The sequence below is a fragment of the Kitasatospora sp. NPDC047058 genome, assembly GCF_040643935.1.
Classification (GTDB): domain Bacteria; phylum Actinomycetota; class Actinomycetes; order Streptomycetales; family Streptomycetaceae; genus Kitasatospora.
On record NZ_JBEYVJ010000154.1, the window covers coordinates 1 to 16742 of the forward strand.

The following is a 16742-nucleotide window of genomic DNA, read 5'->3' on the forward strand; positions in this document are numbered from 1 at the left end:
CGATGCAGCACCATCTCCGCCAGCGCCTCAACCACCACGCCCGTGAGCGCTGGCCGCACGTGAACGCCATCACGGTCCGCTTCCGCTCCGGATTCGCTTACGTAGCAGCCGAGTTGCCCGGTGATCAGATCATCCCGCTGTGCCGCCTGCGCTTCACCGGCGTGCTCCACACCTGGGGCTTCGCCCTCTACCTGGCCAGCAGCAACACCTACAGGGACAACATCCTGCCCAGCGGCCTGCCCGCCGGTGCCGCCGAAGAGGCCCTCGACTGCGCAGGCGACCTCTACCTCGACGCTCCCGCACCATGCGGCTCCGAACTGATCCGAGTGCCAGCGGGACTCATCGTCCTCGTCGGCCCTCCGGCCTCGGGCAAGACCAGCTTCGTCCGGGCACTGATCGCGCGTGGGCAGATCGACGAGGAAGCCGTCGTATCCAGCGACGAGATCCGCGCGGAACTCTTCGGCACCTCACCCGCCGAAGCGGACCCCGACGCGGCGGACGCTCGGATCTTCGAGGAACGCGACCGCAGAATCGCCGCCAGGCTCGCCACCGGACACAGCGCAGTCGCCGAGTCCACGAACGTCACCCCACAGGCGCGCGCACGACTCATCGCTCTCGCCAGACGGTTCAACGCCCCGGTGACCATGCTGCGATTCAACCCGGATCTCACCGACCTCCTCCAACAGCACGCGGAGCGAGGCCCCACCGACGTCACCGCCGCAGACATCCGCGCCTACGCCGCGATCATGGCCCGACACGCCGCCACCGACCAACTGCGCTCCGAGGGCGCAACCGCCGCCCACGACGTTCCCGGACGCCGCCAAGCAACCACGCCCGCCGAAGCCGCCCGCGCACTTCTCATTCGCCTGACACAACCGACGCACCCAGACTCCACCTCGGGGCCCCTCCGCGAACCTGCGCGGGGCAGCACCAGGCTGCCTGACGAGTACCGGCGAACAGATTTCAAAAAATGTTCGCTGAAAGTTGTCCGCTGTCATCTGTTCGCTGTGAGTTGTTCGCTGTGAGTTGTTCGCTGCTATCCGTCAGCCGTCGGCTGTCGCCCGCCGGTGGTTGCGCGCCACCGCATAGGCTGCGCCTCATGCTGATCTGGATCAACGGGCCCTTCGGCGGCGGAAAAACGCAGACGGCGCACGAGTTGCGGCGCCGGTTGGCCGGGAGCGTGATCTGCGACCCCGAGGAGGTCGGGTTCGGCCTGCACCGGATGACGCCGAAGCCGCTGCGCGGGGACTTCCAGGACCTGCCCGCCTGGCGGCAGGGCGTCTACGAGGTGCTCGATCGTACGCTCGCCGGGCACCAGGGCCCGGTGATCGTGCCGATGACCGTGGTCGAACCGACGCCCTTCGCCGAGACGGTCGGCCGACTGCGTGAACGCGGCCACGACGTACGGCACTTCGCCCTGCTCGCGGAGCGCGAGGAGGTATTGCGGCGGCTGCGCGAGCGCGGATTCGGACACGCGGTGCGGCTGGTCGCCGGGAAGGACGCGCCGCTGCGCCGCGAGAGCTTCTCCGTGTCGAAGCTCGACCACTGCCTGGAGCGGCTGCACGGCGCGGAGTTCGGCGAACACCTCTCCACCGACCACCTCACCGTCTCCCAGGTCGCCGACCGGATCGCCGCCTCCACCGGGCTGGCCCTCGCGCCGAACACGGACGGCGAACTCCGCGGACGGCTGCGCCGGGCGTGGACGGGGGTCCGGCACATCCGGTTCGACTGAGGCAGGTGACACCACGCCATCGCCGAGTGGCCGGCCCCGAACGGGCACCCTTCGAGCGGCTCTGCCAGGCGGGTGGCGATGATGGGCGGGCACCGCCTCACAGTTGGGAGCCCGCCCGTGCCGTTCCTCTACATCGTCGTCTGCGCCTCCGGACTCGCCCCCGAGACCGGCAGGCTGATCACGGCCGCCCAGGCCGAGGGCTGGGAGGTCGGCGTCGTCGCCACGCCGCACGCGCTCGGCTTCATCGACGAGGCCACCGTCGTAGCGCAGACCGGCTACCCGATCCGCTCGGCCTGGCGGAAGCCCGGCGAGCCGAAGCCGCTGCCGCCACCGGACGCGATCGTCGTCGCACCCGCGACCTTCAACACCGTCAACAAATGGGCCGCCGGGATCTCCGACACGCTCGCCCTGGGCATCCTCTGCGAGGCGTACGGACTCGGGGTGCCGACGGCCGTCCGTCCCGTGCTCAGTTCGGCCCAGGCCGCCCACCCCGCGTACGGCGAGAGCCTGGCACGGCTGCGGTCGATGGGCGTGGTGTTCCGCGAGGACGGGGACCTCACCGACGTGCTCGACCTGGTGCGGCCGGTCCTGCACGCGGAGCCGGGACCGACGGGTGGCTGACCCACGGGCCGGCCGTCAGCCGTCCACCGCCGGCCGTGATTCCGGGGCCCGCTCCTGACGTCCTGGCGATTCGCCGGGAAGTCCGGTGCGGGCTCCGCTCACCATCGCCGTCCCCGGTCGCCGACCAGCAGCCCCGGCCCGGCGGCCGCGGTCACCGACGAGCAGCCCGCCCCGGCGCCCGGCTGACGCTCACCACCAGGCAAACGCCGACGACCACGATCGCCCCACCTGCCAGGGTGGGGCCGGTGAGCGGCTCGGCCAGGACCAGCGAACCGAGCAGTACCGCCACCACCGGGTTCACGTACGCATAGGTGGCGACCAGGGTCAGCGGCGCGGACTGCAGCAGCCAGGCGTACGCGGTGAAGCCGACCAGCGAGCCGACCACCACCAGGTAGCCGAGCGCCAGCCAGGACCGTCCGGAGACGGCGTCCAGGTCGAGCCCGCGCTGCTCGCCGCGCATCAGACCGATCAGCACGTTGCCCAGGCCGCCCGCGACCATCTGGTACGCGCTCGCCACGAAGACGTTGCCCGGCATCGGGACCCGCTTGGCGGCGAACGAACCGGACGCCCAGGTGAGCGTCCCGCCGAGGACCGCGATCACGCCGCCGGGCGCGAGGGCCCCGCCGATCGCGGGCGCGGAGAGCACCGCGAGGCCGACCAGGCCCAGCAGGACGCCGGCCAGCTCGGCCGTCTTCGGCCGGTCGCCGCCCGCCGCGGTGAGCAGCACCATCCAGAGCGGGACGGCGGCGACCAGCAGTGCGGCCAGGCCGGACGGGATGGTGTTCTCGCCGAGCACCACCAGCCCGTTCCCGCCGGTCAGCAATAGCACGCCGACCAGCACGGAGGAGCCCAACTGCCGGACGTCCACCCGGAGTCCGGACCAGCCGTGGCGGAACAGCAGGAAGCCGCCCAGCAGCAGACCGGCACAGACGAAGCGCGCCCCGGCGGACAGGAAGCTCGGCATCGTCTCCAGCGTGATCCGGATCGCCAGGTAGGTCGAGCCCCACACCACGTACACCAGGCCCAGCGCCACCCAGACCGCCCCGCCCAACCGGCCCCCCGAGGGCACGGCGTCGGCGGGCGTGCCGGCGGAAGGCGCGGCGGCCTTCCGCGAGACGGAAGCTGTCATGGGTGTCCCCCTTGAACGGTACTGGCGTTTCATCCGCCATGACAGCGCATCAGCAGGGCCCCGCGCCAGTGGGTATCACCAGACGAGCACAAGCGCTACGGTGGGCGGCCGACCAGGACAGTCGGCGACGAACAGCTGACAGAGAACAGATAACAGATGTTGAAATCTGTCATCTGTTCGTCGCCAGTTGTCAGCCGTCCGCCGCTCCTGCCGGCCGCCCGCTGTCATCCGTCCAGGAGGAGGACCGTGCCCACCGACCCGCTGCCGTTCTTCGTCTACGGCACGCTCCGGACCGGCGGCGGCAACCACGCCGTCCACCTCGCCGGGCACTGCGCCGACGTCCGGCCCGCCGTGCTGGACGGCGCCGCACTGCACGACGGTCCCGGCTTCCCGTACGCCGTGCCCGACTCTGCTCCGGGCCGCCGGATCGTCGGTGAGCTGATCACCGTCCGACCCGGCACGTACGGCCCCGCGCTCGCCGCGCTCGACCGCCTGGAGGACTGCCGGGCGGACGGCACCGGCGAGTACGTGCGCGAGCGGCTCGCCGTCCGGACCGCGGACGGCGGGACGGCGGACGCCTGGGTCTACCTGGCCGGTCCCGCCGTCGCCGCCCGCCTGCGCGCCTACCCGGCCCTGATCCCGTCCGGGGACTGGATGCGCCGCTGACCGCCCGGGAACGACCGGCCGCAACACGCCACCGCACCCCGCCACCGCACCCGCACCCGCACCCGCCCGCCCGTCCCCCTGCTGCCCCCGGCCACCCCGGGTCCCTCAGGGCCTGCCCATGCCGGAGGCGACGCGGTCGCCGATCGCCTTGTCGACATTGCGCCAGTACTGCACCGCCCGCTCCACCACCGGGTCACTGACCCCGGCCTTGAGGTGGCCGACGATGTTGGAGACCAGCCGGCCGCGCGCCGCGTCGTCCAGCACCCGGCGGACCATCGTGCCCGCCTGCCCCCAGTCGTCGTCCTCGGCGTGCAGCGAGTACGCCTCGCGCACCATCTCGCCGGAGGTCTGCCAGCCGGCCGCGGAGTCGTCGTAGCCGCGCACGTCGGCCGCCGGCCCGCCCTTGGAGTTGGGCGCGTACGGGGCGGCCGTGCGGGACGGGTCGAACCGCATCGGGCCGTCCTTGGCGTAGGAGTGAACCGGCACGTGCGGCCGGTTCGGCGGCAGCTGCGCGTAGTTGGGGCCGATCCGGTACCGGTGGGTGTCCGGGTAGGAGAAGATCCGCCCGAGCAGCATCTTGTCCGGCGAGACGCTGACGCCGGGCACCAGGTTGGCGGGCTCGAACGCGGCCTGCTCGATGTGGACGAAGTAGTCCTCGGGGTTGCGGTTCAGCGTCATCGTGCCGACCTTGATCAGCGGGTAGTCGCCGTGCGGCCACACCTTGGTCAGGTCGAAGGGGTTGAACCGGTAGCCGGGCGCCTCGTCGAACGGCATGACCTGGACGAACAGCGTCCACGACGGGTGGTCGCCGCCGTCGATCGCCTCCCAGAGGTCCTGGCGGTGCAGGTCCGGGTCGGAGCCGGCGAGGCGGTCGGCGTCCTCCTGGGTGAGGTGGTCGATGCCCTGGTCGGTCTTGAAGTGGTACTTCATCCAGAACCGTTCGCCGCTCGCGTTGATCCACATGTAGGTGTGCGAGCCGTAGCCGTTCATATGCCGGTACGACTTCGGGATGCCGCGGTCGCCCATCAGCCAGGTGACCATGTGCGCGGACTCCGGCGAGAGCGTCCAGAAGTCCCACTGCATGTCGTGGTCGCGCAGGCCGTTGTCCGCGCGGCGCTTCTGCGAGCGGATGAAGTCCTGGAACTTGATCGTGTCGCGGACGAAGAAGACCGGCGTGTTGTTGCCGACCAGGTCGTAGTTCCCGTCCTCGGTGTAGAACTTCAGCGCGAAGCCGCGCGGGTCGCGCCAGGTGTCCGGGCTGCCCTGCTCGCCGGCCACGGTCGAGAAGCGGGCCAGCATCTCGGTCCGCTTGCCCGGCTGGAAGAGGATCGCCCTGGTGTACCGGCTGACGTCCTCCGTCGTCTCGAAGACGCCGTATGCGCCGGACCCCTTGGCGTGCACCACCCGCTCGGGTACCCGTTCGCGGTTGAACTGGGCCATCTTCTCGATCAGGTAGTGGTCGTGGAGCAGGATCGGGCCGTCCCGGCCCACCGTGAGCGAGTTCTCGTCGCTCGCCACCGGGACGCCGGCGTTGTTGGTGGTGTGCGGGACCGCTGACTCGGACATCATGTCCTCCGTTGCCTGCCGAGGGCCCCCGGTCGACGCTAGCCCCGTCCACCGGGCGGTGCACGGCGGCCACCGGGCCGCCCACCAGGCCCGCCCACCTGCCGCCGCCAGACCGCGCCTGCCCCACCCGCACCGCCCCAAACGGCCCCCGCTCCGCCCTCGCGAGCCCCGCGCGAGCCCCGCCCGACCGACCCCACCCCTGACCGGGGACCGGCGGCATACCGCCAGGTAGGCTGCCCCGGCCACCCTTCGCCGACCGACGTGGAGCCTCCCGGTGCCCGAGCTGCCCCCTCCGACCTCCGCCGCGGGCACCGTCACCGTCGTCGGGATCGGCGCCGACGGCTGGCCCGGCCTGGCCGGCACCTCGCGCGCCGCCCTGCGCGCCGCCGAGGTCGTGATCGGCGGCCCCCGCCAGCTCGCCCTGCTCCCCGAGGACGAGGTCACCGCCGCCCGGGTGCCGTGGCCGTCCCCGCTGCGCCCGGCCGTCCCCGGCCTGTTCGCCGCGCACGAAGGCCGCCGGATCGCGGTGCTGGCCAGCGGCGACCCGATGTTCCACGGCATCGGCCGCACCCTCGCCGAGACCCTCGGCGCCGAACGGCTGCGCGTCCTGCCGCACCCCTCCTCCGTCTCCTACGCCTGCGCCCGCCTCGGCTGGCCGCTGGAGTCCACCGAGGTGGTCAGCCTGGTCGGCCGCCCCCTGGACACCCTGGCACTCGCCCTGCACCCCGGCCGCCGGCTGCTCGTCCTCAGCGCCGACGCGCAGACGCCCGCCGCCATCGCACGCCTGCTCACCGCGCGCGGCTACGGCGCCGCCCGGCTGCAGGTGCTGGAGCAGCTCGGCGGCCCCGGCGAGCGGCGGCTGGACGGCCCGGCCGACGGCTGGCCGCACCCGGCCGGCGACCCGCTCAACGTCATCGCGGTCGAACTCGGCCCGGGCGGCCCGCGCAGCTCGCTCGTCCCCGGACTGCCGGACGACGCCTACGAGAGCGACGGCCAGCTGACCAAGCGGCACGTCCGGGCCGCCACCCTCGCCACCCTCGCCCCCGCACCCGGCGAACTGCTCTGGGACGTCGGCGGCGGCTCCGGCTCGATCGCCGTCGAGTGGCTGCGCGCCCATCGCGACAACCGGGCCGTGAGCATCGAGCGGGACGCCGTCCGGGCCGGCCGGATCGCCCGCAACGCGGCCGCGCTCGGCGTCCCCCGGCTGCAGGTGGTCACCGGCCCGGCGCCCGCCGCGCTGGCCGGACTGCCCACCCCCGACGCGGTGTTCGTCGGCGGCGGCCTCACCGCGCCCGGTCTGCTGGACGCCTGCTGGGCCGCGCTGCCGCCGGGCGGCCGGCTGGTCGCCAACACCGTGACCCTGGAGTCGGAGGCCCTGCTCACCGAGTGGTACCGGCGCCACGGCGGCGAACTGCTCCGGCTGGCCGTCGCACACGCCGTCCCGGTGGGCGGGTTCACCGGCTGGCGGCAGGCGATGCCGGTCACCCAGTGGTCCGCCGTCAAGCCCAACACCCCCCAGGAGGACGCCTCGTGACCGTCTACTTCATCGGAGCCGGCCCGGGTGCCGCCGACCTGATCACCCTGCGCGGCGCGCGCATCCTGGCCCGCGCCGAGGTCTGCCTCTACGCCGGCAGCCTGGTGCCGCGCGAGCTGCTGGACGAGTGCCCGGTCGGTGCCCGGCTGGTCGACACCGCGCAGCTCAACCTGGACCAGATCGTCGCCGAGCTCGTCGCCGCGCACGAGGCCGGCCGGGACGTCGCCCGGCTGCACTCCGGCGACCCGTCCGTGTTCAGCGCCGTCGCCGAGCAGATGCGCCGCCTGGACGCGGCCGGCGTGCCGTACGAGGTGGTCCCCGGGGTGCCGGCCTTCGCCGCCGCCGCGGCCGCGCTCAAGCGCGAGCTGACCGTGCCGACCGTCGGCCAGACCGTCATCCTGACCCGGATCGCCAAGCGGGCCACCCCGATGCCCGAGGGCGAGGACCTCGCCACCCTCGGCCGGAGCGGCGCCCTGCTGGTGCTGCACCTGGCCGCCGGGTACGTGGACGACGTGGTCGAGCAGCTGCTGCCGCACTACGGCGCCGACTGCCCGGCCGCCGTCGTCGCGATGGCCAGCCGGCCGGACGAGCTGGTGCTGCGCGGCACCGTCGGTGACATCGCCGCACAGGTGAAGGCCGCGGGCGTGGTCCGCACGGCGGTGATCATCGTGGGCCGGACGCTGGCCGCCGAGCAGTTCCGCGACAGCCACCTCTACTCGGCCGACCGCGAGCGCCCGCACGAGCCCTGCGGCGCCTGATGACCCCGCACCCGACGGCCACGCGCGCGACGGGCCGGCCCGGACCGGCCCCCCACGTGCTGATCCTGGGCGGCACGACCGAGGCCCGGGCACTGGCCGCCGCGCTGGCCGGCTCGCCGCTGCGGGTGACCAGCTCGCTCGCCGGGCGGGTCGCCGAGCCGCGGCTGCCGGCCGGCGAGGTGCGGATCGGCGGCTTCGGCGGGCCGGACGGGCTCGCCGCCTGGCTGCGCGCCGAGGCGGTGGACGCCGTGGTGGACGCCACCCACCCGTTCGCCGCCGTCATGTCGGGCAACGCCGCCCTCGCCGCCCGGACCACCGGCGTGCCGCTGCTGGCCCTGCGCCGCCCCGGCTGGGCGCCGGTGGCCGGGGACCGCTGGCACCCCGTGGCCTCCCTGGAGGCCGCCGCCGCGGCCCTGCCCGCACTCGGCCGGCGGGTCTTCCTCACCACCGGCCGGCAGGGCATCGGCGCCTTCGCCCACCTCGACGGCCTGCACTTCCTGGCCCGCTCGGTCGACCCGCCCGAGCCGCCGGTGCCCGCCGCGCTGGACGTGCTGCTCGACCGCGGCCCGTTCACCCTGGACGGTGAGCGGGCGCTGCTGCGCGAGCACCGGATCGACGTCGTGGTCACCAAGGACAGCGGCGGCGCGGCCACCGCCCCCAAGCTCACCGCCGCCCGCGAACTCGGCCTGCCGGTGGTGGTCGTGGAACGCCCGCCGCTGCCGCACGGCGTCCCGGTCGCCGAGTCCGTACCGGCGGCGCTGGGGTGGCTCGGCGAGCGCGGTCCCGGCTTCCGGTGAACCCGGTGCCGATCCGGGCGCGCCCTGTCACGATGCTCCGATGAGCGACTTCCAGCGCACCCCGACCGAGCAGACCGCGGACGAACGCGCCACCCTGGCCAGCTTCCTGGACTTCCAGCGCGACACGCTCGCGATGAAGTGCGCCGGGCTGACCACCGGGCAGCTCCGGGCACGGGTCCTGGAGCCTTCCGCGCTGTCGCTGCTCGGGCTGGTCCGCCACCTCGCCGAGGTCGAGCGCGGCTGGTTCCGCAACACGTTCGCCGACGAGGCCGCGGCCGGGCTCTGGCGGCGTCCGGACGGCGGCTTCGCCGAGTTCGACGTCGACGAGGCCGGGGACGCGGAGGCCGAGGAGGCGTTCGCCGTCTGGCGCGGCGAGTGCAACCACGCCCGGGAACTCGTCGCCGCCGCCGAGTCGTTGGACGTGGTCGGACACCGCGGGGAGGAGTCCTTCTCGCTGCGCTGGATCCTCACGCACATGATCGAGGAGTACGCCCGCCACAACGGCCACGCCGACCTGCTGCGCGAGCACCTCGACGGCGCGACCGGGGAGTAGCCGCCCGGAAGGACGCCCTGACCGACGACCTCGAACCACGACCCCGAACGACGACCTCGAACAACGACCCGAAGGACGACGGAGAACCGATGCCGACCCGCCGGAAGGAACGCGACACCCCCGGGCCGATGGGGCCGTGGGACGAGATCGTGCCCGGGCTGTGGATGGGCGGGCACTTCGTCACGCCGCCCGGCCGTGCGCTCGAACCCGTCGTCGTGGAGCAGGAGTTCGACCTGGTGGTCAGCCTGTTCACGCGACCCGGGCACGGCCCGGCGCCGGGCGTGGAGCACCTCGTCCGGGAGGTGCCCGACGGGCCGCTCTCCCCCGGGCAGCTGCACGACGTCCTGGAGGCGGCGGAACTGGTCGCCGGGGCCGTCCGCCGGGGCCGGCGCACCCTGGTCCGCTGCCACTCGGGCCAGAACCGGTCCGGGCTCGTGGTCGCCCAGGCCCTCGTCACGCTCGGCCACCAGGCCGACCGGGCGGTCGAGTTGATCCGCGAACGGCGCTCGGCGTGGGCGTTGAACAACTCGCTGTTCGTGGAGTACCTGGCCACCGGACTGCACACCGCCGCCCTGCTCTCCGGACTGGACGGCCAGGGCCACGACCAGGGCCATGGCGGGGGCCTGGGCCGGGACTGAGTCCGGAGAGCAGGGCGGCTGGAGCGAACCGACGGGCCGTCGGGCTCCGTCAGATGTCGCGGAAGGTCTCGATCCGGGCGCCGATCGAGTTGAGGCGCTCGGCGAGGTCCTCGTAACCGCGGTTGATGACGTACACGTTGCGCAGCACCGACGTCCCCTGCGCGGCGAGCATCGCCAGCAGGATGACGACGGCCGGGCGCAGCGCGGGCGGGCACATCATCTCGGTGGCGCGCCAGCGGGTGGTCGGGCCCTGGACGAGGACGCGGTGCGGGTCGAGCAGCTTGACGTCCGCGCCGAGCCGGGTGAGCTCGGTGAGGTAGATCGCGCGGTTGTCGTAGACCCAGTCGTGGATCATCGTGGTGCCGTGCGCCGCGGCGGCGATGACCGCGAAGAACGGCACGTTGTCGATGTTGATGCCGGGGAACGGCATCGGGTGGATGGTGTCGACCGGGGCGGTCAGCTTGGAGGGCCGCACGGTGAGGTCGACCAGCCGGGTGTGGCCGTTGTGGGCCGGGTACTCCGGGGTGCGGTCGTAGTCGAGGCCCATGCCCTCCAGCACGGCGAGCTCGATCTCCAGGAACTCGATCGGCACCCGGCGGATCGTCAGCTCGGAGCCGGTGACGACGGCCGCGGCCAGCAGGCTCATCGCCTCGACCGGGTCCTCGGCGGGGGTGTAGTCGACGTCGCAGGTGATCTCGGGGACGCCGTGCACGGTGAGGGTGGTGGTCCCGATGCCCTCGATCCTGACGCCCAGCCGCTCCAGGAAGAAGCAGAGGTCCTGGACCATGTAGTTGGGCGAGGCGTTGCGGATGACGCTGACGCCGTCGTGCCGGGCGGCGGCGAGCAGGGCGTTCTCGGTGACGGTGTCGCCGCGCTCGGTCAGCACGATCGGCCGGTCCAGCGGGGTGCCCGGCTCGACCGAGGCGTGGTAGGCGCCGCCGGTGGTGGCGACCTCCAGGCCGAAGCGGCGCAGCGCGGTCAGGTGCGGCTGGACGGTGCGGGTGCCGAGGTCGCAGCCTCCCGCGTACGGGATCTCGAACTTGTCGGCGCGGTGCATCAGCGGGCCGAGGAACATCAGCACGCTGCGGGTGCGGCGGGCGGCCTCGACGTCCATGGCGGCGAGGTCGAGCTCGGCGGGCGGGGTGAGTTCGAGGTCCCGGCCGTCGTTGGTCCAGCGGCTCTTGACGCCGATGGAGGTGAGGACCTCGAGGATGCGGTAGACCTCTTCGATCCGGGCGACCTGGCGGATCGTGGTGCGGCCGGTGGTCAGCAGCGAGGCGCAGAGGATCGCCACGCAGGCGTTCTTGCTGCTGCGGACGTCGATCGAGCCGGAGAGGCGGGTGCCGCCGGCGACCCGCAGGTGCATCGGGCCGGCGTAGCCGAGGGAGACGATCTCGCTGTCGAGCGCTTCGCCGATGCGGGCGATCATCTCAAGGCTGACGTTCTGCTTGCCCTGCTCGATGCGGTTGACCGCGCTCTGGCTGGTGCCGAGGGCTTCGCCGAGCTGCGCCTGGGACCAACCGCGGTGCTGACGCGCGGTACGGATGAGGGTGCCGATACGGGTGAGGTAGTCGCCTGTCACCCGGCAGACCATATCTCATGGCTGAGATAGCAACAGAATCAGGGGCGGGCGTGGCGCCACATTTGTCCGTTTCTCACCCCGTATGAGCGTCAGATCTTCACATCATGGCAACTCTTCACACCGCGGCGGCGGTTCACTACGGGTTCACGCCCCCGGCAGCACCCCCGCCGCCCCTGGCAGCCCCGGCAGGCTCGGCGGGTCAGGCGGGTTCGGCGCGGCCGACGATGGTGCCGGCCCGGTCGATGCAGATGACGTCGACGGCGACGGGCGAACCGACCAGCACGCCGAGCGCGGTGGCGCGGGCCGCCTCCGCGACCAGGTCCCCGAGCGGGACCCCGGCCGCGCGGCAGAGCTGGATCGCCTCCAGCGCGGTGTTGGCCGCCGCGACCGCCTGCACCAGCGCCTCGTCCGCTCCGCCCTCGCGGGCCAGCCCGGCCAGGTAGCCCTTGTCCACCTGGGAGCGGGCCGAGTGCAGGTCGAGGTGGCCGGCGGCGAGCTTGGAGAGCTTGGCGAAGCCGCCCGCGATGGTCAGGCGCGGCACCGGGTGGCGCTTGAGGTACTTGAGCACGGCGCCGGCGAAGTCGCCCATGTCGAGCAGCGCGTCCTCCGGCAGGCCGTGCACGGCGACGGCGACCTTCTCCGAGGTCGAGCCGGTGCAGCCCGCGACGTGGGTGCGGCCGGCGGCCCTGGCCACGTCGACCCCGCGCCGGATGGAGTCGATCCAGGCCGAGCAGGAATAGGGGACGACGATGCCGGTCGTCCCGAGGATGGAGAGGCCGCCGAGGATGCCCAGCCGGGGGTTCCAGGTGGACCGGGCGATCTCCTCCCCGTGGTCGACGGAGATCTCGACCACCACGTCCCCGGCCCCGCCGAACTCCGCGGCCACCTCGGCCACCGCGTCCCGGATCATCTGCCGGGGAACCGGGTTGACGGCGGGCTCGCCGACGGGCAGCGGCAGGCCGGCCTTGGTCACCGTGCCGACCCCGGGACCGGCCCGGAACACCACCCCGGAGCCCGGCTCCCCCGCCCACACCGTGGAGCGGATCAGCGCGCCGTGCGTCACGTCCGGGTCGTCCCCGGCGTCCTTCACCACCCCGGCCATCGCCCGCGGGCCGCCGGGACCGTCCGCCAGCCGCTCGGCGGCGAGGGTGAACCCCGGCTGCTGCCCCTTCGGCAGCGTGATCACCACCGGGTCGGGGAACTCCCCGGTCAGCAGCGCCTGGTAGGCCGCCCTGGTCGCCGCGGTCGCACACGCCCCGGTCGTCCACCCGTGCCGCAGCCCGCTGCTCCGCAGCTGCCCGGCCCGACCACCGACCTCACTCACGACCACTCCTCGCCACGCACTCGCACCGCATCCTGCCCCCGGACGCCTCCATCCTCCCTGCCCGGCCCGCCACCGGCGCAGCTGGGGCGGCCATCCGCCTGCGGGTTTGTACCATCACGATCCTGCGGAAGCTCGCCGAGCTGGAACAGGACCCGTACGGCTTCCACAGCACGGCGTTGGCCGGCTCGCCCGAGCACAGGCGGCTCGGGGTCGGCGACCACCGTGTGATCTACGCCGTGGACGGCGGGCAGCCGGCCGTGCTGGTGATCCGGATCGGACACCGCTCGGAGGTCTACCGCGCCTGAGCACAGAAATTCCGTCCCGGCGGAGGGCGGGTCGAGGCCGGCTGGCCCGGCCCGCCCTCCGGCGTTCACGCCTCCGGGTAGCGGCGCGGGGTCCAGACGACCTCGGTGGCGTTGCCGCGTTCGACCGCCTGGGTCTGGGAGGAGCCGATGAGCAGGATCGTGCGCATGTCGACCTGGGTGGGGTCGAGCTCGCCGAGGCGGACGGTGCGCACGCGCTCGGTCGGGCCGCCGACGTCGCGGGCCATCACCACCGGGGTCTCCGGCGCGCGGTACTCCAGCAGGAGGTCGCGGGCGCGGCCGACCTGGGTGGTGCGGGACTGCGAGCCGGGGTTGTAGAGGGCGAGCACCAGGTCGGCCTCGGCGGCGGCGCGCAGCCGCTTGGCGACCACGTCCCACGGCTTGAGCCGGTCGGAGAGCGAGACCACGGCGTAGTCGTGGCCGAGCGGGGCGCCGGCGCGGGAGGCGGCGGCGTGCGCGGCGGTCATGCCGGGGACGATCCGGACCGGGACGTCGCGGTAGGCGTCCTCGCAGGCCACCTCCAGGACGGCGGTGGCCATCGCGAAGACGCCCGGGTCGCCGGAGGAGACGACCGCGACCCGGTGGCCGCGGCGGGCCAGGTCGAGGGCGAACTCGGCGCGCTCGGACTCCACCTTGTTGTCGGAGCCGTGCCGCTCCTGGCCGGGGCGGACGGGCACCCGGTCCAGGTAGGTGGTGTAGCCGACCAGGTCGGTGGCGACGGCGAGGGCGCCGCGCGCCTCGGGGGTGAGCCAGAGCGGGCCGGCCGGGCCGGTGCCGATCACGGTGACGCTGCCGGGGCCGTCGGAGAGCCGCACCTCGGGCTCCAGCGGCGCGACCTTGCTGGGCAGCACCGCGACCGAGAAGTACGGCACCGTCTCGGCGTCCACCTCGGCCAGCGGCGCGGTGCGCTCGCCCGGCATGAAGGCGCGCTCGACGTACTGGGCGTCCTCCAGCCGGCCGGCCCGCTCCAGGGCGCGGCGGACGGCCGGGAAGGTGCGGCCCAGCTTCATGATCACGGCAGAGTCGGCGGAAGCTATCCGGGCCGTCAGCTCCTCCTCGGGCAGCGTGCCCGGGATGACGGTGAGCGTCTCCTCGGCCTCGGTGAGCGGCTGCCCGAGCCGGGCGGCGGCGGCGCTGACGGACGTCACGCCGGGGACCACCTCGGTCGGGTAGCGGTGCGCGAGCCGCTTGTGCATGTGCTGGTAGGAGCCGTAGAAGAACGGGTCGCCCTCGGCCAGCACGACGACGTCCCGGCCGGCGTCCAGATGGGCGGCGAGCCGGGCGGCGGCCTCCTCGTAGAAGTCGTCCAGCGCGCCGCGGTAGCCGCCGGGGTGGTCGGTGGTCTCGACCGTGATCGGGTAGACCAGCTTCTCCTCGATCTGACCACCCGTCAGGTAGCGCTCGGCGATGGACCGGGCGATCGAGCGGCCGTGCCGGGCGCTGTGGTAGGCCACCACGTCCGCCTTGCCGATGAGTTCGGCGGCCCGGACGGTGAGCAGCGACGGGTCGCCGGGGCCGAGGCCGACCCCGTACAGCCGGCCGGTCGCACCGGGGCCCGCATCCGCACCGACGCCCGCAGCGACGCCCGCACCGGCGCCCGCGCCCGAGTCCGCACCCGGGCCTGAGGTCTGACGCTCAGTCACTCTTCCTCGCTCGCAATCGCGTTGATGGCGGCGGCGGCGATCGCACTGCCGCCGCGCCGGCCCCGCACCACCAGGTGCTCCAGGCCGGACGGGTGCACGGCCAGGGCCTCCTTGGACTCGGCGGCGCCGATGAAGCCGACCGGGACGCCGATCACCGCGGCCGGGCGGGGCGCGCCCGCCTCGATCATCTCCAGCAGCCGGAACAGCGAGGTCGGCGCGTTGCCGACGGCCACCACCGCACCCTCCAGCCGGGGCAGCCACAGCTCCATGGCGGCGGCGCTGCGGGTGTTGCCCATCGTCCGGGCCAACTCGGGCACGGACGGGTCGGTGAGGGTACAGATCACCTCGTTGTCGGCGGGCAGCCGCTTGCGGGTGACACCGCTGGCGACCATGTTGACGTCGCACAGGATCGGCGCGCCGGCGTGTAGCGCAGCACGGGCGGAGGCGACCACACCGGGCGAGTACACCAGGTCCTCGGTCAGGTCGGTCATGCCGCAGGCGTGGATCATCCGCACCGCGACCTGGGCGACGTCGGCGGGCAGGGCGGCGAGGTCGGCCTCGGCCCGGATGGTGGCAAAGGACTGGCGGTAGATGGACGCGCCGTCCTTCTCGTACTCGATCACTTCGTGGTCCTCCGGGCCTCGGCGACCGCCTCGGCCATCTCCTCGTTCGTCACGTCCACGGCGGTGCCGTCCACCGCCACCCGGTACCCCTGCCCGGTAGCCAGTACGTCGACCCATCGCCCGGCCGGGTGGCCGCAGCGCCGTTCACAGCCGGACCAGTGCACCCGCAGCCCACTCGGGCGGGCGGGGTCGTTCCCGGCGGCCGGGCCCGGGCCCGGCCGGTCCAGCGCGCGGGCCGCGTCGGTCCGCACGTCGGCCAGCGACTTGGCGCAGCCCGGCAGTCCGGTGCAGGCGCTCGCGCCGTCCCAGGCGGTGCCGGGCGCGGTGCGCAGGCCGGCCGCGGCCAGTGCGGGCAGCCGGTCTGCGGACGCGCCGGGCAGGACGACGCCGCGCCAGGGGGTCAGCCGCAGTTCACCGGCCGACGCCGCCACCAGCGCCCGCCACTGCGCGGCGGTGGCCCGGCCGAAGCGCAGGCCGACGGAGAGCCCGCCGGGCAGGGCGCCGAGCGGCGGCGGGGCGCCGGGCAGCGCGGGGAGCGGGGTGGTGCCGGGCGGCAGCAGGTCGGGGACGTCGCGCAGGTGCCAGGCCTTCCGCCCGCTCTCCCGCAGCGCGTCCAGGAACTCCCGGGCCGCGGCCAGCGCCGCGTCCACCGCACCGGCGGCGGGGACGGCGCGCGCGGTGGCGGCCCGGCCGAGGCGCAGCAGCACCGTGCCTCCGTCCGCCCCGGCGTGCGCGCCCGCGCCCGCGCCGGGATCCGCCGCTCCCGCACCCGCACCCGCGGAAGGAGCCGCGCCAGCACCAGCACCGGGACCATCACCGGGACCCGCGCCCGAGCCTGCGATCAATGTCACATCGGCGTCGAGCGCGGCGACGTCGCCCCGCCCGTCGTCCAGCGCGAACAGGAACTTGCCGGAGAGCCCGGTCGCCCAGCCGCTCGCGCAGAGCCCCGCGTCCAGCTCGCGCGCCCAGGCCTGCACGTCGGCGCGGCCGCCGGAGGGGCCGGGCGAGGCGACGATGTTCCGGACCCGCTCGTGCGTCTCGGAGGGCAGCAGCCCGGCGGCGCGCAGCCGGTCGGCGAGCTGCGCCCCGCAGTCCGAAGCCAGGCCGCGCAGTTGGACGTTGCCGCGCGAGGTGGTCTCCAGCCCGCCGTCGCCCAGGGCCTCGGCGGCGTCGGCCAGCGCCAGGGCCTGACGGTCCGTCAGCAGTCCGCCGGGCAGCCGGACCCGGGCCAGGGCGCCGTCGTCGGCGGTGTG

Annotated in this window: 17 protein-coding genes; 10 read left to right on the plus strand and 7 right to left on the minus strand. The window is 74.1% G+C overall.

Going from position 1 to position 16742, the window contains the following annotated elements; genetic code table 11:
* The 3 genes from ABZ885_RS22360 to ABZ885_RS22370 all read left to right on the plus strand — a co-directional run.
* The coding region (locus ABZ885_RS22360; protein ID WP_360191278.1) for an ATP-binding protein at positions 1-1025 on the plus strand (1025 nt) is incomplete at its 5' end.
* Between the two features lie 74 nt (positions 1026-1099).
* A complete protein-coding gene (locus tag ABZ885_RS22365; protein ID WP_360191281.1) occupies positions 1100-1732 on the plus strand; it encodes an AAA family ATPase in 633 nt (210 codons plus the stop codon).
* Between the two features lie 117 nt (positions 1733-1849).
* Entirely contained in the window at positions 1850-2353 is a 504-nt protein-coding gene (locus ABZ885_RS22370; RefSeq protein WP_360191284.1) for a flavoprotein, read from the plus strand.
* A 151-nt stretch (positions 2354-2504) separates the two neighbouring features.
* Here ABZ885_RS22370 and ABZ885_RS22375 read toward each other — a convergent pair whose 3' ends face one another.
* Positions 2505-3482, minus strand: a complete 978-nt coding sequence (locus tag ABZ885_RS22375) for an EamA family transporter (protein WP_360191286.1) — start codon at positions 3480-3482, stop codon at positions 2505-2507.
* Between the two features lie 246 nt (positions 3483-3728).
* On the opposite strand from ABZ885_RS22375, the gene ABZ885_RS22380 reads away from it, so the two are divergent.
* Complete coding sequence (locus tag ABZ885_RS22380; protein WP_360191289.1) at positions 3729-4148, plus strand: gamma-glutamylcyclotransferase family protein; 420 nt, start codon at positions 3729-3731, stop codon at positions 4146-4148.
* A gap of 105 nt (positions 4149-4253) precedes the next feature.
* On the opposite strand, the gene ABZ885_RS22385 is transcribed toward ABZ885_RS22380, so the two are convergent.
* Entirely contained in the window at positions 4254-5714 is a 1461-nt protein-coding gene (locus tag ABZ885_RS22385) for a catalase (protein ID WP_360191292.1), read from the minus strand.
* 274 nt (positions 5715-5988) lie between these two features.
* Here ABZ885_RS22385 and cbiE point away from each other — a divergent pair, with 274 nt between their 5' ends.
* The 5 genes from cbiE (at position 5989) to ABZ885_RS22410 (ending at position 9994) form a co-directional block, all read left to right on the plus strand.
* Positions 5989-7248 (plus strand): precorrin-6y C5,15-methyltransferase (decarboxylating) subunit CbiE, encoded by a 1260-nt coding sequence (gene cbiE / locus ABZ885_RS22390; RefSeq protein ID WP_360191295.1) that lies wholly within the window; start codon positions 5989-5991, stop codon positions 7246-7248.
* On the plus strand, positions 7245-8006 hold the full coding sequence (gene cobM, locus ABZ885_RS22395; protein ID WP_360191297.1) for a precorrin-4 C(11)-methyltransferase: 762 nt from the start codon (positions 7245-7247) through the stop codon (positions 8004-8006). Before cbiE ends, cobM begins: the two co-directional genes overlap by 4 nt.
* Positions 8006-8803: a cobalt-precorrin-6A reductase gene (locus ABZ885_RS22400; RefSeq protein ID WP_360191300.1), complete on the plus strand. Its 798-nt coding sequence runs from the start codon at positions 8006-8008 to the stop codon at positions 8801-8803. Before cobM ends, ABZ885_RS22400 begins: the two co-directional genes overlap by 1 nt.
* 40 nt (positions 8804-8843) lie before the next feature.
* Complete coding sequence (locus tag ABZ885_RS22405; protein WP_360191302.1) at positions 8844-9356, plus strand: DinB family protein; 513 nt, start codon at positions 8844-8846, stop codon at positions 9354-9356.
* Positions 9357-9445: 89 nt separating this feature from the next.
* Positions 9446-9994, plus strand: a complete 549-nt coding sequence (locus ABZ885_RS22410; RefSeq protein WP_360191305.1) for a protein phosphatase — start codon at positions 9446-9448, stop codon at positions 9992-9994.
* Between the two features lie 49 nt (positions 9995-10043).
* On the opposite strand, the gene ABZ885_RS22415 is transcribed toward ABZ885_RS22410, so the two are convergent.
* Together ABZ885_RS22415 and ABZ885_RS22420 are read right to left on the minus strand one after the other, a co-directional pair.
* On the minus strand, positions 10044-11576 hold the full coding sequence (locus ABZ885_RS22415; RefSeq protein ID WP_360191308.1) for a UDP-N-acetylglucosamine 1-carboxyvinyltransferase: 1533 nt from the start codon (positions 11574-11576) through the stop codon (positions 10044-10046).
* A 199-nt stretch (positions 11577-11775) separates the two neighbouring features.
* A complete protein-coding gene (locus tag ABZ885_RS22420) occupies positions 11776-12900 on the minus strand; it encodes a cobalt-precorrin-5B (C(1))-methyltransferase (protein ID WP_360191311.1) in 1125 nt (374 codons plus the stop codon).
* Between the two features lie 122 nt (positions 12901-13022).
* Between ABZ885_RS22420 and ABZ885_RS22425 the strand changes: the two genes are divergently transcribed.
* On the plus strand, positions 13023-13205 hold the full coding sequence (locus tag ABZ885_RS22425) for a type II toxin-antitoxin system RelE/ParE family toxin (RefSeq protein WP_360191320.1): 183 nt from the start codon (positions 13023-13025) through the stop codon (positions 13203-13205).
* A 65-nt stretch (positions 13206-13270) separates the two neighbouring features.
* Here the strand turns inward: ABZ885_RS22425 and cobJ are convergent, their stop codons facing one another.
* From cobJ to ABZ885_RS22440, 3 genes are all read right to left on the minus strand, one after another.
* Positions 13271-14758: a precorrin-3B C(17)-methyltransferase gene (gene cobJ / locus ABZ885_RS22430; protein ID WP_360191323.1), complete on the minus strand. Its 1488-nt coding sequence runs from the start codon at positions 14756-14758 to the stop codon at positions 13271-13273.
* A 104-nt stretch (positions 14759-14862) separates the two neighbouring features.
* Positions 14863-15489, minus strand: a complete 627-nt coding sequence (locus ABZ885_RS22435; RefSeq protein ID WP_360191314.1) for a precorrin-8X methylmutase — start codon at positions 15487-15489, stop codon at positions 14863-14865.
* Positions 15486-16742, minus strand: a 1257-nt coding sequence (locus ABZ885_RS22440; RefSeq protein ID WP_360191317.1) for a nitrite reductase, incomplete at its 5' end; no start/stop codon positions are given. The genes ABZ885_RS22435 and ABZ885_RS22440, both read right to left, overlap by 4 nt.

Bases quoted from the DNA above. Each gene is read 5' to 3' on its own strand.
- ABZ885_RS22365 (WP_360191281.1), top strand. From the start codon at position 1,100: ATGCTGATCTGGATCAACGGGCCCTTCGGCGGCGGAAAAACGCAGACG.
- ABZ885_RS22375 (WP_360191286.1), bottom strand. From the start codon at position 3,482: ATGACAGCTTCCGTCTCGCGGAAGGCCGCCGCGCCTTCCGCCGGCACG.
- ABZ885_RS22385 (WP_360191292.1), bottom strand. From the start codon at position 5,714: ATGTCCGAGTCAGCGGTCCCGCACACCACCAACAACGCCGGCGTCCCG.
- ABZ885_RS22400 (WP_360191300.1), top strand. From the start codon at position 8,006: ATGACCCCGCACCCGACGGCCACGCGCGCGACGGGCCGGCCCGGACCG.
- ABZ885_RS22405 (WP_360191302.1), top strand. From the start codon at position 8,844: ATGAGCGACTTCCAGCGCACCCCGACCGAGCAGACCGCGGACGAACGC.
- ABZ885_RS22410 (WP_360191305.1), top strand. From the start codon at position 9,446: ATGCCGACCCGCCGGAAGGAACGCGACACCCCCGGGCCGATGGGGCCG.